Source organism: Pseudomonas sp. 13B_2.1_Bac1, from assembly GCF_025466155.1.
Classification (GTDB): Bacteria; Pseudomonadota; Gammaproteobacteria; order Pseudomonadales; family Pseudomonadaceae; genus Aquipseudomonas; species Aquipseudomonas aylmerensis.
Genome location: NZ_JANLOH010000057.1, coordinates 67,550 through 93,545, shown reverse-complemented (window position 1 = coordinate 93,545; position 25,996 = coordinate 67,550). Strand labels below are relative to the sequence as shown.

Here is a 25,996-nt window from a genome sequence, read left to right as displayed (position 1 = left end):
GGCATGACTCAGACATTGAATACCACGCTGCTGATCATCGGCGGCGGACCTGGCGGTTATGTGGCAGCGATCCGGGCTGGCCAGTTAGGCATCCCGACCATCCTGGTGGAAGGCCAGGCGCTGGGCGGCACCTGCCTGAACATCGGCTGCATCCCGTCCAAGGCCCTGATCCACGTGGCCGAACAGTTCCAGCAAACCATCCACCACAGCCAGGGCTCGCAACTGGGCATCGAAGTGGACGTGCCGACCCTGGACATCCGCAAGAGCGTGGAATGGAAAGATGGCATCGTCGACCGCCTGACCACCGGCGTTGCCGCGCTGCTGAAGAAGCACAAGGTGCAGGTGATCCACGGCTGGGCCAAGGTGGTGGACGGCAAGACCGTCGACGTCGGCGACCAGCGCATCCAGTGCGAGCACCTGCTGCTGGCCACCGGTTCGAAAAGCGTCAACCTGCCGATGTTGCCGATTGGCGGGCCGATCATTTCCTCCACCGAAGCCCTGGCGCCAACTCGTGTGCCCAAGCGCCTGATCGTGGTCGGTGGTGGTTATATCGGCCTGGAGCTGGGGATTGCCTATCGCAAGCTTGGCGCGCAGGTCAGCGTCGTCGAAGCGCAGGACCGCATCCTGCCCGCCTACGACGCCGAGCTGACCCAGCCGGTGGCCGAATCCCTCAAGCACCTGGGCGTGAAGCTGTACCTCAAGCACAGCGTCACCGGGTTCGACAACAATAGCCTGCAGGTCCGTGATCCGAATGGCGACACCGTGTCGCTGGACGCCGATCAGGTACTGGTTGCCGTGGGTCGCAGACCCAACACCCAGGGCTGGAACCTCGAGGCACTGAACCTGGAAATGAACGGCGCCGCGATCAAGATCGACAGCCGTTGCCAGACCAGCATGCGCAATGTGTGGGCGATCGGCGACCTCAGCGGCGAACCGATGCTCGCGCACCGTGCCATGGCCCAGGGTGAAATGGTCGCCGAACTGATCAGCGGCAAGTCCCGCGAATTCAACCCGGCGGCCATCCCGGCCGTGTGTTTCACCGACCCCGAGCTGGTGGTGGTCGGCAAGACCCCGGACGAGGCCAAGGCGGCCGGACTGGATTGCATCGTGTCGAGTTTCCCGTTCGCGGCGAATGGCCGCGCCATGACCCTGGAGTCGAAAACCGGCTTCGTGCGGGTGGTGGCGCGGCGTGACAATCACCTGATCGTCGGCTGGCAGGCAGTGGGCGTCGGCGTGTCCGAGCTGTCCACCGCCTTCGGCCTGAGCCTTGAAATGGGCGCGCGCCTGGAAGACGTGGCCGGCACCATCCACGCCCATCCGACGCTCGGCGAAGCTGTGCAGGAAGCCGCTTTAAGGGCCCTGGGCCACGCGCTGCACCTTTAACGACCGCGGTGAGGCCATCGCGGGCAAGCCAGCTCCCACAGGTAAAATGCATTGCAAATGTGGGAGCTGGCTTGCCTGCGATAGCGGTGGATCAGCCAATACAGCTGCTGAATGGCCCGCCCACCCGCTCCCACACCGGCCAAGAATGAAGTATTGTTGCGCCCATCCAGAAAAAAACCGACAAGCCTGCCTTCGACCAGGCGGTTGACCAGAGATAGAGGGTGTCATGGGTAACGAAAGCATCAATTGGGACAAGCTGGGTTTTGACTACATCAAGACCGACAAACGGTTTCTCCAAGTCTGGAAAGACGGTGAGTGGCAAAAAGGCACCCTGACCGACGACAACGTGCTGCACATCAGCGAGGGCTCCACCGCCCTGCACTATGGCCAGCAGTGCTTCGAAGGCCTCAAGGCCTACCGTTGCAAGGACGGCTCGATCAACCTGTTCCGCCCGGACCAGAACGCCGCCCGCATGCAACGCAGCTGCGCCCGCCTGCTGATGCCACATGTGTCGACCGAAGACTTCATTGAAGCCTGCAAACAAGTGGTCAAGGCCAACGAGCGCTTCATCCCGCCGTACGGCAGTGGCGGCGCGCTGTACCTGCGCCCGTTCGTGATCGGCACCGGTGACAACATCGGCGTGCGTACCGCGCCGGAGTTCATCTTCTCGGTGTTCGCGATCCCGGTCGGCGCCTACTTCAAGGGTGGCCTGGTGCCGCACAACTTCCAGATCTCCACCTTCGACCGCGCCGCGCCACAGGGCACCGGTGCCGCCAAGGTCGGTGGCAACTACGCCGCCAGCCTGATGCCGGGTTCCGAAGCGAAGAAATCCGGTTTCGCCGACGCGATCTACCTGGACCCGATGACCCACTCGAAGATCGAGGAAGTCGGCTCGGCGAACTTCTTCGGGATCACCCACGACAACAAGTTCATCACGCCGAAGTCGCCTTCGGTGCTGCCAGGCATCACCCGCCTGTCGTTGATCGAACTGGCCAAGACCCGCCTGGGCCTGGAAGTGATCGAGGGCGAAGTGTTCATCGACAAACTGGCGGACTTCAAGGAAGCCGGCGCCTGCGGCACTGCCGCCGTGATCTCGCCAATCGGCGGCATCCAGTACAACGGCAAGCTGCACGTGTTCCACAGCGAAACCGAAGTCGGCCCGATCACCCAGCAGCTCTACAAAGAGCTGACCGGCGTGCAAACCGGCGACATCGAAGCCCCGGCGGGCTGGATCGTCAAGGTCTGACAGCCCACACCCGGCTGAGCCACACGACTCTGTAGGAGCCGGCGTGCTGGCGATGGCTACCTTGAATCCTGAATTGGATTCAAGGGCCTCATCGCCGGCAAGCCGGCTCCTACCGGTTTATGCCCCGCTCTTGGGGATGTTCGCGGCAATCTTCTTGCCCATGCTGATCCTCGCCTCCACCCCATACCCCAACGCCTCGTAGAACCCCGCCACCGCCTCGTTGCCACTGGTGACCTGCAGATTGATCTTCATGCAGCCCAGGGCCGTCAATGCCTGCTCGGCATAGCGCACCAGCGAGGAACCCAGGCCATGACGCCGATAGTCAGCGTGCACGGCTACCGAATACAGCCAGCCGCGATGACCGTCGTAGCCGGCCAGAATCGTACCGATCACCACCTTCTTGTCCGTTGCCACGAAAAACAGCCCATCGTTGACGGCCAGCTTCTTATCAATGGCCAGGGTTGGCAGGTTGTGCGCGGTGTCATACCCGAATGCCTCCTGCCACAACGCCACCACCTGCGCCCGGTGCTGGCGGTCGCGATAAAGCCCGATGGGATGGCGCGACAACAGCGTCTTCTCCATCACCAAGGTGCGCTCGTTGCCGTGGTAAACATCGCGGACCGTTTGAAACCCCAGCTTGGTATAGAACGGCTCGGCGGTCAGCGAAGACGGCACACTCAACACCGTCACCCCGGCCTCGCGGGCGCGCACTTCGATTTCAATCATCAACAGCCGGCCAATGCCCTGCCCTTGCAGCGCCGGATTAACGAACACCGAGCGCACCACATTGGCGTCCAGGGCGGCCGTGGCGACAATCACCTGTTCCTGCACCGCCACCAGCACCACCCGGCGCGTCAGCAATGCCAGCACTGCATCGGGGGTGAAGTTAGCCGCTACCCGGGCAATCACATCCGCGGGGTAATCCCGCGCATTGCTGCTGTGCAAGGCCGCCAGGATGACCTGGCTGATTCCCTCGGCATCGGCGGGTTGGGCAGTACGGACAGCGGTCGACATAGTTGCTCCTTGCTGCAGCGGTTTGGCAGACGCCACCATACCAATGTGGGAGCGGGCTTGCTCGCGAATGCGCAGTGTCAGTCACCCAATCCAGTGCTGACAGACCCCATTCCCGAGCAAGCCCGCTCCCACCTTTCGACCCTGCTCCAACCCTTACAGCCGATTCGGCTGCCCTACCCACCTTTTCAGCTTTCCCGGCTGAGCCACCCCTTCGTTTCAGCCGGGATTCATCCCGCACAAGCGACAAAATAGCGCCACTGCTCAACCCCATGGATCCGTGCACCCATGCAAACCACCAACACCGTCCTGATGATTCGCCCGGCGCGCTTTGCCTTCAACCCGGACACCGCGATCAACAACCGTTTCCAGCGCCCGCCCCTTGACCCGCTCAGTGCACAGCACAAAGCGCTGGAAGAGTTCGATGGCTATGTCGACACCCTGCGCCAGCACGGCGTGGAAGTCCTGGTGGTGCAGGACACGCCGACGCCCCACACTCCCGATTCGATTTTCCCCAACAACTGGTGGAGCAGCCACGCCGACGGCAGCCTGGTGCTGTACCCGATGGAAGGCCAGAACCGACGACTGGAGCGCAACAAAGGCGTGCTGCAAGTGCTGGAACAGCGCTTTGCGATCAAGCACACCATCGACCTGAGTCACCTCGAACAACAGAACATCTTCCTCGAAGGCACCGGCAGCATGGTGCTCGACCGCCAGCATCGCATCAGCTACGCCTGCCACTCCGGGCGCACCCACCACGACGCCCTGCGCCAGTTCACCGAACGCCTCGACTACCAACTGTGCGTGTTCCACGCCGTCGACCGCCACCACGCGCCGATCTACCACAGCAACGTGATGATGAGCGTCGGCCGCGACCTCTCGGTGGTGTGCCTGCAAGCCCTGCCCCATGCCGACGAGCGCCAGGCCCTGGAACGCTCCCTGCGTGACACCGGCAAAGACATCCTCGCCCTCGACTTCGACCAGCTCGAGGCCTTCGCCGGCAACATGCTTGAAGTCCACGACCGCGACGGCCAGCCGCTGCTGGTGATGTCGGCCAGCGCCTGGGGTGCCCTGCAACCGGCCCAGCGCGCGCACGTGGAACGCCACACCCGGCCGGTGGTGGTGAACATCGACAACATCGAACGCATCGGCGGCGGCAGTGCCCGCTGCATGCTGGCCGAAGTGCATCTGCCAGCCCGTCCCTCATTTCAATAAGGAGTCTTGCCATGACCCGTTATATCGACGTCAACGATCTCAGCTACCTGGTTTCGCAAAAAGGCCTGCAAACCTGCATCACCGAGATGGCCGAGTACATCCGCGCCGACTACCTGCGCTGGCAGGATTTCGAGAAGTGCGCGCGCCTGGCCAACCATTCGCCGGACGGCGTGATCGAGCTGATGCCGGTCTCGGACGCTTCGCTGTATGCCTTCAAGTACGTCAACGGCCACCCGAAGAACACCTTGGCCGGGATGCTCACCGTCATGGCCTTCGGCGCCCTGGGTGACGTCGACACCGGCAAGCCGGTGCTGCTCGCGGAAATGACCCTGACCACGGCGATCCGTACCGCCGCGACGTCGGCGCTGGTCGCCCGCTACCTGGCCCGCGACAACAGCCGCAGCATGGCGTTGATCGGCAACGGCTCGCAAAGTGAGTTCCAGGCCCTGGCCTTCCACGCCATGCTCGGCATCAACGAAATCCGCCTGTTCGATATCGACCCCAAGGCCACCGCCAAGCTGGCGGCCAACCTCAAGGCATTCCCGGCGATCAAAGTGATCCTCGCCGGCAGCGTGGCGGAAGCGGTCAAGGGTGCGGACATCGTCACCACCGTCACTGCCGACAAGGCCTACGCCACCATCCTCACCGATGACATGATCGAACCCGGCATGCACCTCAACGCCGTGGGCGGCGACTGCCCGGGCAAGACCGAGCTGGATCGACGTATCGTCGAGCGCGCCCGCGTGATCGTCGAGTACGAACCGCAAAGCCGTATCGAAGGTGAAATCCAGCACATGCCGGAAGATTCGCCGGTGACCGAGCTGTGGCAGGTGATCAACGGCCAACAGCCCGGCCGCGAGAATGCGCGCCAGGTGACCCTGTTCGATTCGGTCGGTTTTGCCATCGAAGACTACTCGGCCCTGCGCTACGTCCTGGACGTGGCCAAGGCGCTGGACGTGGGCAGCGAACTGGAACTGGTACCGGACCTCGCCGACCCGAAAGACCTGTTTGCGCGCCTGGCCCAACAACCCCGCGTACAGCAGAAAAAGCGCGCCTGAGACCGCTCTGGCCTGCCGCTTTGCGCCGGGGGCAGGCCAGAATTGAGGGGGTCAAAAGCCGATTCAGCGGGTGCGGCAGCCGATTCCGCTGCATTGGCAGTTTTAACAGCGCAATTTGCGCTTTAACCCCCAACCAAACGACACAAAAAACGCACCACTATGAAGCATTCTCTGTGCCGAGCGGGGTTGCCCGCGACGGGCTGTGAAGCGGCCCCGTACATGCTCCACGAACGACCCAAAAGACACGGTGACAGGATTTAGGACTGCTGCGCAGTCCAAGGGGGGCGAGCCCCCTCGCCACGAAGAGCCCTGCACCCTGGAAAACATTGCTTGATCCGTTTACTGCCCTGACATCAATTACAAAATATAGGGAATACACATGACTCCACTGCGATCACTTTTCGCTGCATTGCTGTTGCCACTGTGTGCAACCGCTGCCCACGCCCAGGATTGGCAAGAAATCCGCTTCGGCGTCTTCCCCGAGTATCCCCCCTTCGAATCCGTGGCCGCCGATGGCAGCCTGCAAGGCTTCGATATCGAATTGGGCAACGCCATCTGCGCCAAGCTCGAGGTCAAATGCACCTGGGTGCACAACGAATTCGACGGCATGATCCCGGCCCTGCGCGCGCGCAAATTCGACGCCATCATGTCGTCCATGGCCGTGACCCCGGCACGCGAGAAAGTCATCGACTTCAGCGACCGGCTGTTCCTCAGCCCAACGTCGGTGATCACCCGCAAAAACGCCGACTTTGGCGACACCCCGCAATCCCTCAACGGCAAGCAGGTCGGCGTGCTGCAAGGCTCGCTGCAGGAAGCTTACGCCCGCGCGCACCTGGCCAAGCTGGGTGCGCAGATCAAGGCATACCAGTCCCAAGAGCAAAACTACGCCGACCTGCAGAACGGCCGTCTCGATGCCACCCTGACCGACAAACTCGAAGCCCAGCTCAACTTCCTGTCCAAGCCTGAAGGCGCCGACTTCAAGACCGGCCCGGCCTTCAAGGACCCGACCCTGCCGCTGGACATCGCCATGGGCCTGCGCAAGAACGACCAAGCGTTGCGCGAGCTGATCAACAAAGGCATCGCCGCCGTCCAGGCCGATGGCACCTACGCCAAGATCCAGAAGAAGTACTTCGGCGACCAGGACATCTACAACGAGTGATGCCAACGCCTCACCCCTGTAGGACCTGGCCGGTGCGCAAGGCGCTTGCCGCCGATGACAGCGTGTCAGTCGACGCCGGTATGGACTGACCCACTGCTATCGGGGGCAATCCCCCTCCCCCATCAGCCGGCTGCTACAAGGGTCGTCTGCGCCCTTTAGAGACTCTCCCATGAACGAATTCCTCAACCTGCAAGGCTACGGCCCGATGCTGGCCCAGGGCGCCTGGATGACGCTCAAGCTGGCGTTCCTCGCGCTGGCACTGAGCCTTTCCCTCGGCCTGATCGCGGCTGGCGCCAAACTCTCCAGCGCCAAATGGCTAAGGGTGCCGGCCACGCTCTACACCACGCTGATCCGCAGCGTGCCGGACCTGGTGCTGATCCTGCTGATCTTCTACAGCCTGCAACTGTGGCTCAACGACCTCAGCGAAGTGTTCGGCTGGGATTACTTTGAAATCGACCCATTCACCGCCGGGGTGATCACCCTGGGCTTTATCTACGGCGCGTATTTCACCGAGAACTTTCGCGGTGCGATCCTCAGCGTGCCGGTCGGCCAACTCGAAGCCGCCACCGCCTACGGCCTGAGCCGCTGGCAGCGCTTTCACCTGGTGCTGTTCCCGCAGCTGATGCGCTTTGCCCTGCCGGGCCTGGGCAATAACTGGCTGGTGCTGCTCAAGTCCACCGCACTGGTGTCGATCATCGGCCTGTCAGACCTGGTCAAGGCCGCGCAAAACGCTGGCAAGACCACCAACGAGCCGCTGTATTTCCTGATCCTCGCCGGCCTCGTTTACCTGGTGATCACCACCCTGTCCAACCGCATCTTCAAGCGCCTTGAGCGGCGCTACAACCTCGGCATCAAGGGGATGGCGCGATGATCGAACTGTTCCAGCAATACGGCCTGGCCTATCTGTTCAGTGATGGCGCGGGGCTGTCCGGCGTCGCCATGACCCTGTGGCTGTTCATTATCTCGGTGGTGTTCGGCTTCGTCCTGTCGATCCCGCTGGCACTCGCGCGCGTCTCGGAGCACTTCTGGCTGCGCTGGCCGGTGGAGGTCTATACCTACCTGTTTCGCGGCACGCCGCTGTATATCCAACTGCTGATTTGCTACACAGGGCTGTACAGCCTGGAGGTGGTGCAAGACAACGCCCTGCTCAACCAGTTTTTCCGCAACGCGCTCAACTGCACCTTGCTGGCGTTCGTGCTGAATACCTGCGCCTACACCGTGGAAATCTTCGCCGGCGCGATCCGCAACATTCCCCATGGCGAAATCGAAGCCGCACGCGCCTACGGCCTGCACGGCTGGCGTCTCAACCTGTTTGTGGTGGTCCCCGCCGCCTTGCGCCGTGCGTTACCGGCCTACAGCAACGAAATGATCCTGATGCTGCACGCCACGTCGCTGGCGTTTACCGCCACCGTCGCCGACATCCTCAAGGTGGCCCGCGATGCCAACGCCGAGACGTTCCTGACGTTCCAGGCCTTCGGCATCGCCGCCCTGCTCTACATGCTGCTGTCCTTTGCACTGGTGGGCCTGTTCCGACTGGCCGAACGTCGCTGGATGCGTTTTCTTGTTCCTACCCGAGGCTAACCCATGAATCAGTCCGCGCAGGCCCTGGCCACTTATCCGGTCGACATACCCGTCAGCAAAACTGCAACGGCGGCCGTCAAGCTGCAAGTCGAAGGTATCCATAAACGCTACGGCGAACACGAAGTGCTCAAGGGCGTGTCCCTCAACGCACGCAACGGCGATGTGATCAGCCTGATCGGCGCCAGTGGCTCGGGCAAGAGCACGATGCTGCGCTGCATCAACTTTCTCGAACAACCCGATGCCGGGGTGATCACCCTGGATGGCATCAGCATCGAAATGCGCCAGGGCCGCGCCGGCACCCGCGCGCCGCACCAGGAGCAACTGCAGAATCTGCGCACGCGCCTGGCCATGGTGTTCCAGCACTTCAACCTGTGGAGCCACATGACCGTGCTGGAAAACATCACCATGGCGCCGCGCCGGGTGCTTGGCGTGAGTGCCGCCGACGCGGAAAAACGTGCACGCATGTACCTCGACAAGGTCGGTCTGCCCGGCCGTGTGGCGGATCAATACCCGGCGTTCCTGTCCGGTGGCCAGCAGCAGCGCGTGGCTATCGCACGCGCATTGGCGATGGAGCCGGAAATCATTCTGTTCGATGAGCCGACGTCGGCACTCGACCCGGAACTTGTAGGGGAAGTCCTCAAAGTCATACAGACGTTGGCCGAGGAAGGTCGTACCATGCTGATGGTCACCCACGAGATGGGCTTTGCCCGCCAGGTGTCCAGCCAAGTGTTGTTTTTGCACCAGGGCCGGGTCGAGGAACAAGGCGGCGCCGAGATTCTCGACCACCCCAACAGCGAGCGCTTGCAGCAATTTCTTTCCAACCGTTTGAAGTGAAACCCATGGATACCAAGGCCAACGGACCCCATTCTTCCCCTGCGCTGGACCGCATCGACGAGGCAATCATCGACGTACTGCGCCATCAGGGGCGTATCACCTACGAAAAGCTCTCGTCGCTGGTGCACCTCACGCCCAGGCCCTGTCTGGAACGGGTGCGCAAGCTGGAGCGACGCGGGGTGATCCGTGGGTATGGGGCGATCATCGATGTGCAGATGGTCTCACCGGGGCTGTCGCTGCTGGTGCTGGTGGCCTTGTCCAACCAGAGTGGTCGCTCGGCGCAAAAGGCCTTCGAAGCCTGCATCAAGGCCTGTCCGCAGGTGTTCGAATGCCAGTTGATCAGCGGGCCGTTCGACTACAGCCTGCGCATGCGCTGCCGCGACATGGAACACTACCGGGTGCTGACCGAGACCTGGCTGAACAATGATGAATTGCACATCGACAAGCTGGTGGCGCACCCGGAATTGGCGGTGGTCAAGAACACCGCCACCGAACTGACCTGAGGCCCCACCTGCCTGGACCATGAAGATCCCGTATGTGTGTGTGTGTGGGATTGGGTGTCGACCAATATTTGAGCGGGTGATACAACCCTGTTGCAACCTTGGAATACAGTCCAATGTGGGAGCGGGCTTGCTCGCGAAGGCGGTAGATCGGCCACCATTTTCGGCGACTGATACACCGCTTTCGCGGGCAAGCCCGCTCCCACAGTTTTGATCGCTGTTGGGGCTGGGGACTGGGGCTACATCCGAGCTGGCGACACAACCCGGGTCTGACCTTGGAATACAACCCAAGGTAGGAGCGGGCTTGCTCGCGAAGGCGGTAGATCAGCCACCATTTTCGGCGACTGATACACCGCTTTCGCGAGCAAGCCCGCTCCCACAGTTTTGATCGCTGTTCGGGCTGGGGACTGGGGGCTTGCCAATATCCGAGCTGGCGACACAACTCGGTTCAAACCTTGGAATACAACCCAATGTGGGAGCTGGCTTGCCTGCGATAGCGGCGCACCCGTCAACGTTGATCCAACTGGCCCGCCGCCATCGCCGGCAAGCCAGCGCCGCCATTGATCGGATTGGCAATTCTCTTTCCGGGTCGGGCTCCAATCAGCTTTGCCTGCCCGTCCTTCTGCTTGCCGGTGCGCGCCTCGCTGATCAATCCCGGGATCAACTTGCCCTCCGGCAGGTTCTTCCAGAACCGGCTGGGCAAGTGGCCTTCCATGACCTTGGGGTTCAAGCGCGCCGGGTTGAAGATGTGGCTGTAGTAGGTCAACCACATGGCACTGTGCGGGTCTTCGATATTCTGCGCCAGTTGCTGCCAGGCCTCGGGGCACTCGCGCTGATGAATCAACTGTTCGCCGTCGTAATACACCCCATCCAGCGGCGTGGCGATCATCCAGCGATGGCGTCCCATGCGCCCGATAAAATGCTGGCTCGCGCTTTTCAGGATGTCATGGGCCGGCTCATGCCAGGCGACGTACTCCGGCAACTCCGGCCCCGCCTCTGCTGGCACGGCGATAAAGCGCACAAACGCGTGCAAGTGATGGGCCTCGCGACTCACCTGCTTGATCCGCCGCTGCAGCTCGCTGCCGAGCTTGTCCCCCGCCAGCATCGCGGTGCGGTCGCCATGGCTGACGCGCCATAACACCTCATACAACAGGCTCCAGCGCTGATCGCCGTGGTAACAGGCAGCCGACTCGAGCAACTCCAGGAGTGCCTTGGGAATCCGCGCCTGGAACGGACCAAGCCCCGCCGGAATCGGCTCGTCGGTGGCAAACAGGTCCGCCACCTCGGCCTCGCCCCAGCTCACCTGGCTGGGGTCGACCTGATGGCTGAGCAACCAGCGCGCCTGCTCGCGCCAGGTGCTGAAGAGGTTGTCGCATTCGAGGCTGATCATCCCCACAGCCCCATCTGTTGCGGCTGTGGGCGGTCGCGCAATTGTTCGCGCAGCAACACGCTGGTGCTGTCGGCCTGCTGCGGGTGGTAATCGCTGGTGATGAAAAACGGCTTGGCCTTGGCCAGCACACAACGCATGCGCGCCAGGTCTTCGAAGCGGATCTTGCGCTCACGCCGCAGGTCGACCAGGCGTTGGGTGGTGCGCAGGCCAATGCCGGGGATACGGGCGATGAGCGTCGGCTCGGCGCGGTTGAGGTCCAGCGGGAACACCTCGCGATGTTCCAGCGCCCAGGCCAACTTGGGGTCGATGTCCAGGGCCAGGTGGCCGGGGCCCTGGAACAACTCACCGGCACTGAAGCCGTAGCTGCGCAGCAGGAAGTCCGCCTGGTACAAACGGTGCTCACGCATCAATGGCGGCGCGGCCAGCGGCACGCTTTTCGGGCTGTTGGGGATCGGGCTGAAAGCCGAGTAATACACGCGGCGCAGCTTGAAGTTGCCGTACAGCGCCTCGGCCCCGTGGAGGATGGTGCTGTCGTCGGTATCATCGGCGCCGACGATCATCTGCGTGCTCTGCCCGGCCGGGGCAAAACGCGGAGCGCGCGGTTCGTTGAATACCGTCTGTTCGCCGGTGTAGATGGTCTGCATGGCCTGCTTGATCGAGCCGATCTGTTTCTCCGGCGCCAGCGTCTGCAGGCTGGCATCGGTGGGCAACTCGATATTCACACTCAGCCGATCGGCGTAGCGCCCGGCCTCGGCGATCAGCGCCGGGTCAGCCTCGGGGATGGTCTTGAGGTGGATGTAGCCGCGAAAATCATGTTCTTCGCGCAGCAATTTGGCCACGCGGACGAGTTGCTCCATGGTGTAGTCGGCCGAACGGATGATGCCCGAGCTGAGAAACAGCCCGCTGACGCAATTGCGCCGGTAGAAATCCAGGGTCAGGGTCACCACCTCCTCCGGGCTGAAACGTGCGCGGGGCACATCGCTGGAACGGCGGTTGACGCAGTATTGGCAGTCGTAGAGACAGAAGTTGGTGAGCAGCACCTTGAGCAGCGACACACAGCGCCCGTCCGGGGTATAGCTGTGACAGATGCCCATGCCGTCGGTGGAACCCAGCCCCGCCTTGCCCTCCGAGCTGCGCTTGGCCGCGCCGCTGCTCGCGCAGGAGGCGTCGTACTTGGCGGCGTCGGCGAGGATGCTGAGTTTTTCGATCAACTGCATGGAGGGCTACCGATACTGGTTTTTTGTACAGTATCAGCGAGCAATCCCGAATACCAGCCTGGAATGATGACTGGTAGGCGCGGGGCTTGTCGTATCGTCGCACCGCGGCGATTCGACAAGCCGGGTTCCTACAGTGTCAGCTGGCGGTGGCGAGCAACAGGTCCTGCACCGAACGTGCGTTGCCGCGATGCCGGTCCAGCGCATGCAGCGACGCCGCGATCTCGTCCGCGCGGATCGGCAGCACCGACAGCAAGGTATCGCTCAAGCCGTGGCTGGCCTGGCTGAAGCCCTGGATGTAGATGCCGGCCTTGCAGCGCTCGTCGGTGACGATGCGGTAATCGCGGCTGACTTCAAAGTCGCCCATGTAGGCTTCCAGCGGTGCCAGCAGTTCGCGGTGCATCTGGCGCTCGTAGCCGGTGGCCAGGATCACGGCGTCGTAATGGTGGACGCTGGTTTCGCCGTTGGCGTTGTTGCGCAAGGCCAGTTCGATGCCCAGCGGACCCGGCGTGGCCTTCTCGACCACGGTCATGGTGCGGAAGGCCTGGCGGGCGATGCCGGAGACTTTCTGGCGGTAGAAAATCCCGTAGATGCGCTCGATCAGGTCCAGGTCCACCACCGAATAGTTGGTGTTCTGGTACTCGGCGACCAGTCGCTCACGCTCCGCGCCGACTTGCTGGAACACCAGGTCGGTAAAGGCCGGCGAGAACACTTCGTTGACGAACGGGCTGTCGTCGGCTGGCTTCAGCGCCGAGCCGCGCAGGATCATGTCGACCTGCACCGACGGGAAGCTGTCGTTGAGGTCGATAAAGGCTTCGGCCGCGCTCTGGCCACCGCCGATGATCGCAATGCGCATGGCCTTGCCGTCGACGCAGGGCTGCGAGGCCATGCGCTCCAGGTATTGGGAGTGGTGGAACACCCGGCTGTCGCCCTTAAGCGCCTTGAACGCGTCGGGAATACGCGGAGTGCCGCCGGCGCTGACCACCACCGAACGGGTGGTGCGCACATGCTGCTCGCCCAGCGCATCGCGGGAGATCACGCGCAGCGCCTCGACGTGCTGCTGGTGCAGGATCGGCTCGATCGCAAGCACTTCCTCACCGTAGCGCGCCTGGGCCTGGAACTGCCCCGCGACCCAGCGCAGGTAGTCGTTGTACTCCATGCGGCACGGGTAGAAGGTGCCCAGGTTGATGAAATCCACCAGGCGGTCGTGGGCTTTCAGGTAATTGACGAAGGAGTACGGGCTGGTGGGGTTGCGCAGGGTTACCAGGTCCTTGAGGAAGGAAATCTGCAGCTCGCTCTGGGTCACCAGGGTATTGCCGTGCCAGCGGTAGTCAGCCTGTTTGTCGAGAAACAGCACGTCCAGTTTGCCCTGGGCCTTTTCGCGCTCCTGCAGGGCGATGGCCAGCGCCAGGTTCGAAGGGCCGAAACCGATACCGATCAGGTCGTGAACCGCGGGCGAAGCAATTGCCTGTGTCATTCCAGTGTCCTCTGGATAAGCCCCTTGGCGGTGGGGCGGGAATACCTTCAAGACCTGCACAACAGGTCATGTGTTGATAGGAAACGAGGACAGTGAAATAAAATTTAACTGATCGGTGATCAGTGCGCGTCCCACTCGCGCATCCGCACCCGGCAGTGCTTCATCGCGTTGACGATGTGTTTTTCCACCAGCGCGCGGGAAATGCACAGGCGCTCGGCGATCTGCACGTGGGTCAAACCATCGAGCTTGCGCAGCATGAAACTGTCGCGGCACACCGCCGGCAGCTCGGCAAGGGCGCGTTCGAGCAGTTCCAGGCGCTGGCCGTGGTCGTGGGTGGCGTGGGGCGAACAGGGGGCGAAGCGTTCTTCGCTGTCCAGCACATCCAGCGGCTCGACCTGGCGCAAGGCGTTACGCCGGTGGCCGTCGATCACCAGGTTCAGTGCGGTGCGGTATAAAAAGGCGCGGGGTTGTTCGATGGGGGTGTCGCTGGAACGTTCCAGCACCCGGACATAAGCGTCATGCACCACATCCTCGGCAACCTGGCGGTTGCCCAGCTTGGCGTTGAGGAAACACACCAGCTCGCGATAGTAGTTTTCCAACATGACTCCCGACCGCCGGGTGGCGGCATTAGGTCCTTGAGTGCGAAAAAGACAGCGTATGAGGTAATGGCAGTTTGGGTGCGTGCAATTTATAGTAATTCTCATCTACTTTTAAAGCAGACTTGCACCGATGGACGATTATTTTTCTTCAAAGGACCTGTAACCGCTTGTGTAACAGCCTAAATCCCCGGGCAATTCTCTCGTTTAACTGTCAGCTCTGCGCAACTGCGCTCCGAACTTTCCTGGCTGGAACCTAAGCATGAAACGCCCTCGCCCTGCCCGACGCGCCTTGCTTGTTATCGCGTGCCTGATCCCCCTCATCGCCGTTGCCGCCTGGCAGGTGTTGCCGCCGGGGCGTGACACGCTCACCACCGTCACCGTCAGCCGCGGCAATATCGAAAACAGCGTCACGGCCCTCGGTACCCTGCAACCGCGTCGATATGTGGACGTGGGCGCCCAGGCCTCCGGGCAGATCCGCAAGATTCACGTCGAAGCCGGCGATCAGGTCCAGGAAGGCCAGTTGCTGGTGGAAATCGACCCGTCCACGCAAAAAGCCAAGCTCGACGCCAGCCGCTACGCCATCGAAAACCTCAAGGCCCAGTTGCAGGAGCAGAAAGCCCAGCACGAACTGGCGCGCCAGAAATACCAGCGCCAGCAGCGCCTGGCGGCCGGCAACGCGACCCGTGAAGAAGATGTGCAAACCGCCAAGGCCGAATTGAGCGCGACCCAGGCGCGGATGGACATGTTCCAGGCGCAGATCCTCCAGGCCCAGGCCAGCCTGCGCAGCGACGAAGCGGAACTGGGCTATACGCGCATTTATGCGCCGATGACCGGCACCGTGGTGGCGGTGGACGCGCGGGTCGGCCAGACCCTCAACGCCCAGCAGCAGACGCCGTTGATCCTGCGTATCGCCAAGTTGTCGCCGATGACCGTGTGGGCGGAAGTCTCGGAAGCCGACATTGGCCACGTCAAACCCGGCATGACCGCCTATTTCACCACCCTGAGCGGCGGCAACCGGCGCTGGACCAGCACCGTGCGGCAAATCCTGCCGATTCCGCCCAAGCCGTTGAATGAAACCCAGGGCAGCGGCAGCCCCAACAGTTCCAACAAAAGCGGCAGCGGCCGCGTGGTGCTCTACACCGTGCTGCTGGATGTGGACAACAGCGACAATGCCTTGATGGCCGAAATGACCACCCAGGTGTTCTTTGTCGCGGGGGCCGTGAAGGACGCGCTCACCGTGCCGGTCGCTGCGTTGCAGGGCACCTCGAGCGCCGATAGGCAGATTGCCCGCGTAGTGGCGGCAAACGGGCGCATCGAGGAGCGCGAAGTGCGCCTGGGCATCAGTGATCGCCTGCGCGTCGAAGTGCTCGACGGCCTGCATGAAGGCGATCACCTGCTGATCGGCCCGGCCGACGGCAACGGGGGTTGAGGTGACCACGCCCCTGATCGAACTCAAGCACATCCGCAAATCCTACTGCGGCGGCGACAGCCCGCAGGTCGACGTCTTGCGCGGCATCGACTTGTCGATCCACGCCGGGGAATTCGTCGCGATTGTCGGCGCGTCCGGCTCCGGCAAGTCCACTTTAATGAATATCCTCGGCTGCCTCGACCGGCCCACAACCGGCGACTACCTGTTCGCCGGCGAAAATGTCGCGCACCTGGACAGCGATGAGCTGGCCTGGCTGCGCCGTGAAGCGTTCGGCTTCGTGTTCCAGGGCTACCACCTGATCCCGTCGGGTTCGGCCCAGGAAAACGTCGAGATGCCGGCGATTTATGCCGGCATCAGCGCCGCCGAACGGCACGCCCGCGCCAAGGCCCTGCTCACCCGCCTGGGCCTGGCCGACCGCACCGGCAACCGTCCGCACCAGTTGTCCGGCGGCCAGCAGCAGCGCGTGTCGATTGCCCGCGCCTTGATGAATGGCGGGCACATCATCCTCGCCGATGAACCCACCGGCGCCCTCGACAGCCACAGCGGCGCCGAGGTGATGACCTTGCTCGATGAGCTGGCGAGCCAGGGCCACGTGGTGATCCTGATCACCCATGACCGCGAAGTCGCGGCGCGGGCCAATCGCATCATCGAGATTCGCGACGGCCTGATCATCAGCGATTCGGCCGAGGCCGACAGCTACGTCCCCGCACCCGCCAGCAACGGCGCGTTGCAGGCCGTGGACCTGCGCCAGCGCCTGGCCGACGGCGCCGAGCACAACGGCGCCTGGAAAGCCGAACTGATCGACGCAGTGCAGGCCGCCTGGCGGGTGATGTGGATCAACCGGTTCCGCACGGCGCTGACCCTGCTGGGCATCATCATCGGCGTGGCGTCGGTGGTGGTGATGCTGGCGGTCGGTGAAGGCAGCAAGCGCCAGGTCATGGCACAGATGGGCGCGTTCGGCTCCAACATTCTTTACCTCAGCGGTTCGTCGCCCAACCCGCGCACGCCGCTGGGTATCGTCACCCTCAATGACGTCGCGGCGCTGGCGGCACTGCCGCAGGTCAAGCGCATCATGCCGGTCAACGGCACCGAGGCAGGGGTGCGTTTTGGCAATGTCGACTACATGGCCTATGTGGGCGGCAATGACACCAACTTCCCGGACATTTTCAACTGGCCGGTGGTTGAGGGCAGTTATTTCACCGCCGCCGATGAGCGCGCCGGTGCCACGGTGGCGGTGATTGGCCACCGCATCCGCGAAAAGCTGTTCAAGGGCCAGGTCAACCCGATCGGCCAGTACATCCTGATCGAGAACGTGCCGTTCCAGGTGATCGGCGTGCTCGCGGAAAAAGGCGCCAGCTCCGGCAACAAGGACAGCGACGACCGCATCGCCATCCCCTACACCGCCGCCAGCGTGCGCCTGTTTGGCAGCTACAACCCCGAATACGTGGTGATCGCCGCCGCCGATGCGCGCAAGGTCCACGAGGCCGAGGTGGCCATCGACGCGCTGATGCAAAAGCTGCACAACGGCAAGCGTGACTACGAATTGACCAACAACGCCGCGATGATCCAGGCCGAGGCGCGCACCCAGAACACGCTGTCTTTGATGCTCGGCTCGATTGCGGCGATTTCGCTGTTGGTCGGCGGCATCGGCGTGATGAACATCATGCTCATGACGGTGCGCGAGCGGACCCGCGAAATCGGCATCCGCATGGCCACCGGCGCGCGCCAGCGCGACATCCTGCGCCAGTTCCTCACCGAGGCGGTGATGCTTTCGGTGGTCGGCGGCCTCTGCGGCATCGCCCTGGCCCTGCTGGTGGGCGGCGTGCTGGTGCTGGCCAAGGTGGCGGTCCAGTTTTCCCTGGTGGCGGTCCTTGGCGCATTTGGTTGCGCGCTGGTCACCGGCGTCGTATTCGGCTTTATGCCGGCCCGTAAAGCTGCCCGGCTCGATCCGGTTAAGGCATTGACCAGTGAATAAACCATCCCTGCCCACGCACCTGTCCCTGCTCAGCCTGTGCCTGATGTTGAGCGCCTGCACCGGCAGTCCTGGCGCTATCGACAGCGGTATTGCGCCGCCGGCCGCCTGGCAATTTGCCGAGCGCGACGCGACCCAGGCCACCAACCAGCGCTGGTGGACGCACTTTGGCAGCCCGCAACTCAATCGCCTGGTCGACCAGGCGCGGCGTGACAGTTTCGACGTCGCCGCCGCCATGGCCAGGGTCCGCCAGGCCCAGGCCAGCGCAGTGATTGCCGGCGCGCCGCTGCTGCCCGAGGTCAAGCTGAATCTCGACACCAGCCGCCAGAAACTGCTGCGCGGCAAGGGCGGACCGAGCCTGGACGCGTCGCGAAGCGATGAGGTTGTCGACAACTTCGGCGCCAACCTCACCGCCAGTTACGAAGTGGATTTCTGGGGTGGCCGCGCGGCTGCCCGCGACAGCGCCCTGCACAGCCTGCGGGCCAGCGAGTTTGACCAGGCGACGGTGGAACTGACCTTGCTCGCCAATGTGGCCGACCGCTACGCGCAAACCCTGGCAGCCGTTGAGCGCAAACAGATTGCCCAGCTCAACCTGGCGAACGCGCGCAACGTGCTCGACCTGGTGCAGACGCGCTACGACGCCGGCTCCGCCACGGCCCTGGAACTGGCCCAGCAGAAAAGCCTGGTGGCCAGCCAACAACGGCAATTGCCGCTGATCGAGCAATTGGCCGAAGAGTCGCGGATCACCCTCGCGGCGCTCCTCGGCCAACCGGTGCAAGCCCTCGACCTGGGCGCCGAACCATTTCAGGCGCTGAGCTGGCCGACCATCGGCGCTGGCCTGCCCAGCCAATTGCTCAGTCGCCGCCCCGACATCGCCAAGGCCGAGGCGCAGCTGGCGGCGGCACAAGCCGATGTAACCGTGGCGCGGGCGGCGATGCTGCCGGCCGTGACCCTCGGTGCGACCCTTGGCTCGGACGCCTACAAAGCCGCAGAAATGCTGCGCAGCCCGTACTACACGCTGACCGCCGGGCTGGTCGGGCCGATCTTCAACAACGGCCGTTTAAGCGCCGAGCGCGACAAGGCCCGCGCCCGCCAGGATGAGCTGCTGCAAACCTACCGTGGCGCGATCATCAACGGCTTTGCCGATGTGGAAAAAGCCCTCAGCAGCATCACCCGCCTCGACCAGCAGCGCGAATGGCAAAGCGAAGAACTGCAACAGGCGCAGACCGCGTTCCAGATCGCCGAGAGTCGCTACCAGGCAGGCGCCGAGGACTTGCTGACAGTGCTGGAGACCCAACGCACGCTGTACGCGGCCCAGGACTTGAACGTGCAACTGCGGCTGTCGCGCCTGCAGGCCAGCATCGCCTTGTACAAAGCGCTGGGGGGCGGCTGGGAGACTGATATCCGCTAAACAAAACTCCACTTTCGTACACGAGCTGTTTTCTCGACCTACATTCTTCAACCCAGGTCCTTGGTAAAAAAGCCGCCATCACACGGCTGCCCGGGACCTCCTGATGACTGTTGCAAAACACCTCGCTTGTGGCGGTATCTGGCTGATGGCAAGCACCGCCCTGGCCCAGCCACTGATCACCGAAAGCGCCATCGACTGGCTGCTCGACTGCCCCATCCCCCAGGTCGAACACCTGGACCCGGAAGTGCTGGCGCGCACCCAATGCGGCGTCGTCAGTGTCCCGCGCAACTACGCCGCGCCGCGCCAAGGCAACCTGCGCCTGTATGTCACCCGTGTCGGCGCGCGCGATCCGCTGAGCCGTGAAGGTGTGGTGTTCGCCCAGGCTGGCGACACCACCCGGCGCAACCGCGCCGGCACCTTCGCCGTGCAACTGGCCAGCCGCTGGGGTGCCTATTCCAACCAGGCTTATCGCACGCTGCTCAATCGCTATGACGTGATCGAACTCAGCCCGCGCGACCTCAAGCACAAGAATGGCCTCGAGCAGGCCGTGCGCGACATGGAATTCGTGCGAGCCCAACTCGGTGACGCGCAGCTGTACTACCTCGGTAACGCCGGCGCCACGCGCTTGGGCAGCCATTACGGCGCGCTGTTTCCCGACCGCGTCGCGCGCATGGTGCTGGTGAATGCGGCGCCCGGCGAAAAAGCCGCGCCCCGGGTTGCACAATTGCACCTCAAGGACACCGCCACGTCAGGCCCCAGCGGCTGCGTCAACCAATGGGTGGGCGACTTCCTTGCCTATGGCAAGCAGCCGCCGGCGTCGACGCGCTGCCTCGATTCAGGCGTTTGGGAGTAGCGCGCCGTTTGCGACCTGTTGCGGCCGAAAACGACACCCTGCGTTGACGCTGCGACCCAATCGTTATTAAGTACTATTTATCCGCATTAATACGATAAATCGAACCCATGCTAAGCCGCCCGCTACGACGCAAACGCCAGAAGCTGTCCGATGTGATTGTCGAGTCGGTCAAGCGCTCTATCGTCACCGATGCACTCAAGCCCGGCGATCGCCTGCCCACCGAGCGCGAGCTGATGGAAAGCTTCCAGTGCTCCAAGGGCTCGGCGCGCGAGGCGCTCAAGGCGCTGGAAGTCGAGGGCCTGGTGAGCACGCGCACCGGCCCCAGCGGCGGCGCCTACCTCAACCAGGCGGGCACCGAGCCGGCCAGCCGCGCCTTGCGCAACTACTTGCACTTCCAGCACCTGGATGGCGAGCAGGTCTACCAGTTGCGCAAGGTCATCGAAGTGGAACTGGCCGTCTCGGTACTCGGGCGCCTGAGTGAGGACGACTACCAGGCCCTGCAGGACAACGTGGATTTCTGCAGCGCGCCGGAAGACAGCGAGGCCGGCCAGCGTGAACAGCGCCTGGCGGAACTGGAGTTCCACAACCTGCTGGCCAAGGCGTGCCCCAACCCGTTGCTGAGCTTCATGGCGCAGTTCCTCAATGACCTGTTGCGTGACCTGGTGGTGCTGAAAAAGGCCTACAAGCCCAAGCGCAAGCAGTTCGACGCGGCCAACCTCGACTATCACAAACAGTTGCTGAGCGCGTTTCGCGCCGGCGATGAAAAAGCCGTGCGCAGCCTGATGCACGAACACATGTGCGACGCCGAACACCACATGACCGCGCTGGAAGGCCAGGTCAGCCCGCATTTTCTACTGGAGTTCGATCACTCTTAAAACACCACAGACCCAGTGCGGGAGCGGGCTTGCCCGCGAATACGGTGCGTCAGCAAAGCATCCGGAGACTGATGCGCCGCATTCGCGAGCAAGCCCGCCCGCACAATTCATGACCGCGTTTCGCCTCAATAAAAAGGCCTGCCCACAGGCCCTGCTCCACCGTATCGCCATTGCTACTCCTGCCAATAACTAAACCAGGGAGTCACCCCATGCAGCGTCGTACGTTGTTGAAAGCCAGTCTCACCGCCGCCGCCGCCCTCAGCCTTCCGCTGAGCGTGCGTTCGGCATTCGCCGCCGAGCCCTTTACCTTTTACGGCCTCAAGTCCATGTCCGGCGCCTTTGCCAGCTATGGCAAGTTTGCCGACATGGGTTCGCGGCTGGCGGTGGAACAGCACCCCGAAGTGCTCGGTCGCCCGCTGAATTACAAGGTGATCGACACCGAAGGCAACGCCGGCAAGGCGGTGCGCAAAGTCCAGGAAGCCATCCAGCAGGACGGCGCGCGGTTCTTCCAGGGGTGCACGCTGTCGTCGTCGGCGCTGGCCGTGGCCAAGGAAGTGGACAAGGTCGGCGGCGTGTTCATGACCCCGGTGGGTGCCGACGAAGTCACCGGCAAGGACTGCAACAAGGCGACGTTCCGCTGGTCGGTGCCGACCTACGGCGCGATCCGCGAAACCATGGTGCCGCTGATCAAGCTGCTGCCGGACGCCAAGCGCTGGTACACCATCACCCCGCAATACGTGTTCGGTGAAGCCCTGCTCGAAGGCGCCAAAAATGTCCTCAAGGAACACGGCCTGGAGCACGTGGGCAACAGCTATCACTCGTTGCAGGAACAGGAATTCTCCGGCTACCTGACCAACGCCATCTCCACCAAGCCCGACGTGCTGGTGCTGCTGAATTTCGGCAGCCAGTCGTCCAACACCCTGCGCCAGGCGGTGAACTTCGGCATCAAGGAGCGCATGAAAGTGCTGCTGGTGTGGTCCGCAGGCCTCGATCAATTCCAGGAACTGGGCAGCGATGTGCTCGAAGGCGTGTACCTCGGCGCGCAGTACTGGCACCAGGTCGACACCCCGCTCAACCGCGAGCTGGTCAAGCTGACCCAGGCCAAGTACGGCATCAACCCCACCTACCCGCTGGCCGCTGACTACATCAGCACCAAGGTCATGCTCGAAACCATCATCGCCACCGGCAGCTTCGAAGGGCCGACCGTGGCCAAGGCCATGCAGGGCCTGAGCTACGAAGGCCCGACCGGCAAGGAATCGATCCGCGCCGGCGACCACCAGGTGATCAAGGACTACTACCTGCTGATCGGCAAGGCCGCCGGCGACATGGCCGACAAGGACGACCTGGCCAAGGTGCTCAGCGCCGGCCAGTCCTTCCCGCCGGTGGACGCCACGGGCTGCACGCTCGCCTGACCCGCTGACTCGCTAAACACGACAGGGCCGCGTTCGCGGCCGCCTGTCCGAGGGTTTCTGCATGCTTAATCTTTATCTGTTCCAGATACTCAACGGCCTGGGATTGGGGATGATCTACTTCCTGATCGCGGTCGGGCTGACGATCATTTTCGGCCTGCTCAACTTCGTCAACTTCGCCCACGGTGCGTTCTTCCTGCTGGGCGCCTACATCTGCTACACCGCCGTGAGCCTCACCGGCAACTTCTGGCTGGCCCTGCTGATCGCGCCGCTGGTGGTGGCTGCGTTGGCGTGGGTGATCGAGCGCCTGTTAATCCAACGGATTTACCACCTGCCACACATGTTCCAGATCCTCGTCACCCTGGGGATCGCGCTGATCATCCAGGAAGCCAGCGTGATGATCTGGGGCCCGGTGGGCAAGAGCGTCGCCGTGCCGGAACTGCTGCGCGGGGTGCTGGTGGTCGGCGACTTCGTCTACCCCTACTACCGCCTGTTCCTCATCGTGTTTTCCGGGCTGGTCGGCCTCGGCCTGTGGCTGCTGCTGGAACGCACGCGCTTCGGCGCACTGGTGCGCGCCGGCAGTGAAAGCACCGAAACCGTGTCGCTGCTGGGCACGAATATCTTCCGCCTGTTTTCCATGACCTTCGCCCTCGGCGTGGCCCTGGCCGGTGTCGCCGGCGTGCTGTTTGCGCCGTTGCGCGGCGCGCAGCCCTTTGTCGGCCCGGAGATCCTCGGCGTGGCCTTCGTGGTCGTGGTGATCGGCGGCATGGGCTCGTTCAGCGGTGCGCTGGTCGGCGGTTTGCTGGTGGGCGTGGTGCAGAGCCTGATGACCACACTCTGGCCCCAAGGCGCGAGCCTGATGATCTACGGCGCAATGGCCGTGGTGATTCTGGTACGCCCTTACGGCCTGTTCGGGAGAGCCTGAGATGAGCGAGAAAAATCCGCTGCCGTTTGCCAAGACCCAATCCAAAGCCATGTTGCTGTGGGTACTCGCGGTGCTGATCGGCCTGCCCCTGGTGCTGCCCTCGGCGACCCTGGCCACCGAGATCCTGATCTTTGCCATGGCCGCCCTCGCCTGCAACCTGTTGCTCGGCTACACCGGACTGCTGTCGTTCGGCCAAGGCATCTTCTTCGGCGCCGGCGCCTATTGCGCGGCGCTGCTGATGATTCATCTGCAGCTGGGCCTGTTCACCGCGTTGCTCGGCGCTGCCATGGCCGGTGGCTTCCTGGCCTTGCTGGTGGGCGCCCTGGCGATCCGGCGCACCGGCATCTATTTCGTGATGCTGACCTTGGCGTTCAGCCAGATGGCCTATTTCGTGGCCTACACCTTGAGCGACTGGACCGGTGGCGACAACGGCCTGCTCAGCGTGCCGCGCCCGGAAATCCGCCTCGGCGACACCGTGCTGCTGTCGCTGGCCGATGCCCGTGCGTTCTATGGGTTTGTCGCGGTGCTGTTCCTGCTGATCTTCATCGGCGCACGCCGGGTGATCGCTTCGCCATTCGGCAGCACGCTGATGGCGATCCGCGAAAACGAAACCCGCGCCTCGGCCATCGGCTACGACACCCGCCACTTCAAGATCCTGGTGTTCGTGCTGTCCGGCGCGGTCACCGGCATCGCCGGCGCGCTGTACGCGATGCTGCTGCACTTCGTGCCGCTGTCGAATATCGACCTGGCGATGTCCGAGAACATCCTGATCATGACCATCGTCGGCGGCACCGGCTCGCTGTTCGGCTCATTGCTGGGGGCCGGTTCCATCGTGCTGCTGGGGGATTTTCTCTCCGACCTGTGGCCTCGCTGGCTGATGCTGCTGGGGGTGATCCTGATCCTGGTGGTGATCTTCATGCGCGGTGGGTTGTGGGGAGGCCTGGCGTCGCTGTTCGAGAAGGTGCGAGGCCCGCGCAAGGCCGCTGTCGTCACCAAGGAGGAAGTGCTATGAGCATCCTGCTGGAAACCAAAGACCTGGAACTGGCCTACGGCGCGTTCCATGCGGTGAATGGCGTGAACCTCAAGGTCGAAGCCGGCACCATCCACACCATCATCGGCCCCAACGGCGCGGGGAAGACCAGCCTGTTTCACTGCTTGACCGGTGAGCGCCAGGCCACTGCCGGCGCAATCCACTTCGATGGCAAGAACCTGATGCGCAAGCCCGCCCACGGCCGCGTCGGCCTGGGCATGGCGCGCTCGTTCCAACTCACCAGCCTGTTCCAGAACCTCAGCGTGCGCGAGAACCTGCGCCTGGCCGCCCAAGGCCGCGACGGTGCCCGCGCACTGAACTTCTGGCGCCGGGTCGACAGCAAGCGCGAACACCTGGAGATGGCCGACCAGGTGCTCGAGCGCCTGCAGCTCAGCGCGCGTGCCGACACCTTGGCCGGCGAGCTTTCCCACGGCCAGCAACGCGTGCTGGAGGTGGGCATGTCGATCTGCTCGAAACCGAAACTGTTGATGCTCGACGAGCCCACCTCGGGCATGGGCATCGATGACATTCCGATCATGACCCAGCTGATCAGCGACCTCGGCCGCGACCACACGGTGCTGCTGATCGAACACAACATGAGCATCGTCATGTCGATCAGCCAACGCATCACGGTGATGAGCCACGGACAGATCCTGGTGGAAGGCACGCCGGAATTCGTGCGGGCCGATGAACGTGTGCGCACGGCTTATCTTGGGGAGGCTGCCTGATGCTGATCGTCGACAATATCCATTCCTACTACGACAAGAGCCACGTGCTCGAAGGCGTGTCGCTGACCGTCAACCCCGGCGAGCTGGTGACGCTGCTGGGGCGCAACGGCGCCGGCAAGACCACCACGCTGCGCAGCATTCTCGGGATCATCTGCCCGCGCCAGGGCCAGATTCACTTCAATGGCCAGGCACTGGTGGGCCAGAAGATCTTTGAAATCGCGCGCCAGGGCTTGGCGCTGGTGCCGGAGAACCGCGGGATTTTCCGCCTGCTCACCGTCGAGGAAAACCTGCGCATCGCCGCGCGCAAGACCAGCCGCTGGCAGCTGGAAGACGTCTATGGCATGTTCCCGCGCCTCAAGGAGCGGCGCAAAAACGCCGGCCACGCGCTGTCCGGCGGCGAGCAGCAGATGCTCGCCATCGCCCGCGCCCTGCTCAACGATCCCAAGCTGCTGATCCTCGACGAACCCACCGAAGGCCTCGCCCCGGTGATCGTCGACGAGTTGGTGAAGATCCTGCGCAAGGTCAAGGACGACGGCCTCCCCGTGCTGCTGGTGGAACAGAACCTGATGGTCTGCGACAAGCTCGCCGACCGCCATTACGTGCTCGAACAGGGCCGCGTGGTCTACGAGGGCAGCGCCGCCGCCTTCCGCGCCGACCCGACCATCAAGAATCGCTACCTGGCCCTGAGCGCCTGACC

At 63.3% G+C, this 25,996-nt stretch carries 24 protein-coding genes; 19 read left to right on the top strand and 5 right to left on the bottom strand.

Features of this window, described 5'->3' with window-relative positions; genetic code table 11:
* Window positions 1-3 precede the first annotated feature (3 nt).
* A complete protein-coding gene (lpdA, locus tag NTD80_RS14975; protein ID WP_065903968.1) occupies window positions 4-1,383 on the top strand; it encodes a dihydrolipoyl dehydrogenase in 1,380 nt (459 codons plus the stop codon).
* 226 nt (window positions 1,384-1,609) lie between these two features.
* Entirely contained in the window at window positions 1,610-2,629 is a 1,020-nt protein-coding gene (locus tag NTD80_RS14970; protein WP_065903971.1) for a branched-chain amino acid aminotransferase, read from the top strand.
* A gap of 117 nt (window positions 2,630-2,746) precedes the next feature.
* Here NTD80_RS14970 and NTD80_RS14965 read toward each other — a convergent pair whose 3' ends face one another.
* A complete protein-coding gene (locus NTD80_RS14965) occupies window positions 2,747-3,643 on the bottom strand; it encodes a GNAT family acetyltransferase (RefSeq protein WP_083221379.1) in 897 nt (298 codons plus the stop codon).
* Window positions 3,644-3,928: 285 nt separating this feature from the next.
* Here NTD80_RS14965 and ctlX point away from each other — a divergent pair, with 285 nt between their 5' ends.
* From ctlX to NTD80_RS14930, 7 genes are all read left to right on the top strand, one after another.
* On the top strand, window positions 3,929-4,855 hold the full coding sequence (gene ctlX / locus NTD80_RS14960) for a citrulline utilization hydrolase CtlX (protein WP_262134158.1): 927 nt from the start codon (window positions 3,929-3,931) through the stop codon (window positions 4,853-4,855).
* 11 nt (window positions 4,856-4,866) lie between these two features.
* Window positions 4,867-5,913 carry an ornithine cyclodeaminase gene (locus NTD80_RS14955; protein WP_065903976.1) on the top strand — a complete coding sequence of 349 codons (1,047 nt, stop codon included), beginning with the start codon at window positions 4,867-4,869 and terminating at the stop codon, window positions 5,911-5,913.
* A gap of 379 nt (window positions 5,914-6,292) precedes the next feature.
* A complete protein-coding gene (locus NTD80_RS14950) occupies window positions 6,293-7,072 on the top strand; it encodes an ABC transporter substrate-binding protein (protein WP_106803317.1) in 780 nt (259 codons plus the stop codon).
* A gap of 169 nt (window positions 7,073-7,241) precedes the next feature.
* Window positions 7,242-7,943 carry an ABC transporter permease gene (locus NTD80_RS14945; protein WP_065903981.1) on the top strand — a complete coding sequence of 234 codons (702 nt, stop codon included), beginning with the start codon at window positions 7,242-7,244 and terminating at the stop codon, window positions 7,941-7,943.
* Window positions 7,940-8,653 carry an ABC transporter permease gene (locus tag NTD80_RS14940; protein WP_065903984.1) on the top strand — a complete coding sequence of 238 codons (714 nt, stop codon included), beginning with the start codon at window positions 7,940-7,942 and terminating at the stop codon, window positions 8,651-8,653. Before NTD80_RS14945 ends, NTD80_RS14940 begins: the two co-directional genes overlap by 4 nt.
* A 3-nt stretch (window positions 8,654-8,656) precedes the next feature.
* Window positions 8,657-9,487 carry an ABC transporter ATP-binding protein gene (locus NTD80_RS14935; RefSeq protein ID WP_262134157.1) on the top strand — a complete coding sequence of 277 codons (831 nt, stop codon included), beginning with the start codon at window positions 8,657-8,659 and terminating at the stop codon, window positions 9,485-9,487.
* A 5-nt stretch (window positions 9,488-9,492) separates the two neighbouring features.
* Entirely contained in the window at window positions 9,493-9,990 is a 498-nt protein-coding gene (locus NTD80_RS14930) for an Lrp/AsnC family transcriptional regulator (protein ID WP_065903991.1), read from the top strand.
* Between the two features lie 505 nt (window positions 9,991-10,495).
* Here the strand turns inward: NTD80_RS14930 and NTD80_RS14925 are convergent.
* The 4 genes from NTD80_RS14925 to NTD80_RS14910 all read right to left on the bottom strand — a co-directional run bounded on the left by NTD80_RS14925 (window position 10,496) and on the right by NTD80_RS14910 (window position 14,670).
* Window positions 10,496-11,377 carry a TIGR03915 family putative DNA repair protein gene (locus NTD80_RS14925; RefSeq protein WP_065903994.1) on the bottom strand — a complete coding sequence of 294 codons (882 nt, stop codon included), beginning with the start codon at window positions 11,375-11,377 and terminating at the stop codon, window positions 10,496-10,498.
* Entirely contained in the window at window positions 11,374-12,594 is a 1,221-nt protein-coding gene (locus NTD80_RS14920; RefSeq protein ID WP_262134156.1) for a putative DNA modification/repair radical SAM protein, read from the bottom strand. The genes NTD80_RS14925 and NTD80_RS14920 overlap by 4 nt, the downstream gene beginning before the upstream one ends.
* 136 nt (window positions 12,595-12,730) lie before the next feature.
* On the bottom strand, window positions 12,731-14,068 hold the full coding sequence (locus NTD80_RS14915; protein ID WP_065903997.1) for a lysine N(6)-hydroxylase/L-ornithine N(5)-oxygenase family protein: 1,338 nt from the start codon (window positions 14,066-14,068) through the stop codon (window positions 12,731-12,733).
* Between the two features lie 119 nt (window positions 14,069-14,187).
* Window positions 14,188-14,670 (bottom strand): sigma-70 family RNA polymerase sigma factor, encoded by a 483-nt coding sequence (locus NTD80_RS14910; protein WP_262134155.1) that lies wholly within the window; start codon window positions 14,668-14,670, stop codon window positions 14,188-14,190.
* Window positions 14,671-14,926: 256 nt separating this feature from the next.
* On the opposite strand from NTD80_RS14910, the gene NTD80_RS14905 reads away from it, so the two are divergent.
* The 10 genes from NTD80_RS14905 to NTD80_RS14860 all read left to right on the top strand — a co-directional run bounded on the left by NTD80_RS14905 (window position 14,927) and on the right by NTD80_RS14860 (window position 25,994).
* On the top strand, window positions 14,927-16,096 hold the full coding sequence (locus tag NTD80_RS14905) for an efflux RND transporter periplasmic adaptor subunit (RefSeq protein ID WP_120449074.1): 1,170 nt from the start codon (window positions 14,927-14,929) through the stop codon (window positions 16,094-16,096).
* A 1-nt stretch (window position 16,097) separates the two neighbouring features.
* Complete coding sequence (locus NTD80_RS14900; RefSeq protein ID WP_262134154.1) at window positions 16,098-18,071, top strand: MacB family efflux pump subunit; 1,974 nt, start codon at window positions 16,098-16,100, stop codon at window positions 18,069-18,071.
* Window positions 18,072-18,114: 43 nt separating this feature from the next.
* Window positions 18,115-19,479 (top strand): efflux transporter outer membrane subunit, encoded by a 1,365-nt coding sequence (locus tag NTD80_RS14895; RefSeq protein ID WP_262134212.1) that lies wholly within the window; start codon window positions 18,115-18,117, stop codon window positions 19,477-19,479.
* 103 nt (window positions 19,480-19,582) lie between these two features.
* Complete coding sequence (locus tag NTD80_RS14890; RefSeq protein ID WP_262134153.1) at window positions 19,583-20,332, top strand: alpha/beta hydrolase; 750 nt, start codon at window positions 19,583-19,585, stop codon at window positions 20,330-20,332.
* Window positions 20,333-20,439: 107 nt separating this feature from the next.
* Window positions 20,440-21,207, top strand: coding sequence for a FadR/GntR family transcriptional regulator (locus tag NTD80_RS14885; protein WP_065904017.1), 768 nt, complete (start codon window positions 20,440-20,442; stop codon window positions 21,205-21,207).
* A 209-nt stretch (window positions 21,208-21,416) separates the two neighbouring features.
* Window positions 21,417-22,619 (top strand): ABC transporter substrate-binding protein, encoded by a 1,203-nt coding sequence (locus NTD80_RS14880; RefSeq protein ID WP_262134152.1) that lies wholly within the window; start codon window positions 21,417-21,419, stop codon window positions 22,617-22,619.
* A gap of 61 nt (window positions 22,620-22,680) precedes the next feature.
* Window positions 22,681-23,541, top strand: coding sequence for a branched-chain amino acid ABC transporter permease (locus tag NTD80_RS14875; RefSeq protein WP_015884776.1), 861 nt, complete (start codon window positions 22,681-22,683; stop codon window positions 23,539-23,541).
* Window position 23,542: 1 nt separating this feature from the next.
* Window positions 23,543-24,553, top strand: coding sequence for a branched-chain amino acid ABC transporter permease (locus NTD80_RS14870; RefSeq protein ID WP_262134151.1), 1,011 nt, complete (start codon window positions 23,543-23,545; stop codon window positions 24,551-24,553).
* Window positions 24,550-25,299, top strand: coding sequence for an ABC transporter ATP-binding protein (locus NTD80_RS14865; protein ID WP_015884778.1), 750 nt, complete (start codon window positions 24,550-24,552; stop codon window positions 25,297-25,299). Before NTD80_RS14870 ends, NTD80_RS14865 begins: the two co-directional genes overlap by 4 nt.
* Window positions 25,299-25,994 carry an ABC transporter ATP-binding protein gene (locus NTD80_RS14860; RefSeq protein ID WP_106803310.1) on the top strand — a complete coding sequence of 232 codons (696 nt, stop codon included), beginning with the start codon at window positions 25,299-25,301 and terminating at the stop codon, window positions 25,992-25,994. Before NTD80_RS14865 ends, NTD80_RS14860 begins: the two co-directional genes overlap by 1 nt.
* Window positions 25,995-25,996 lie beyond the last annotated feature (2 nt).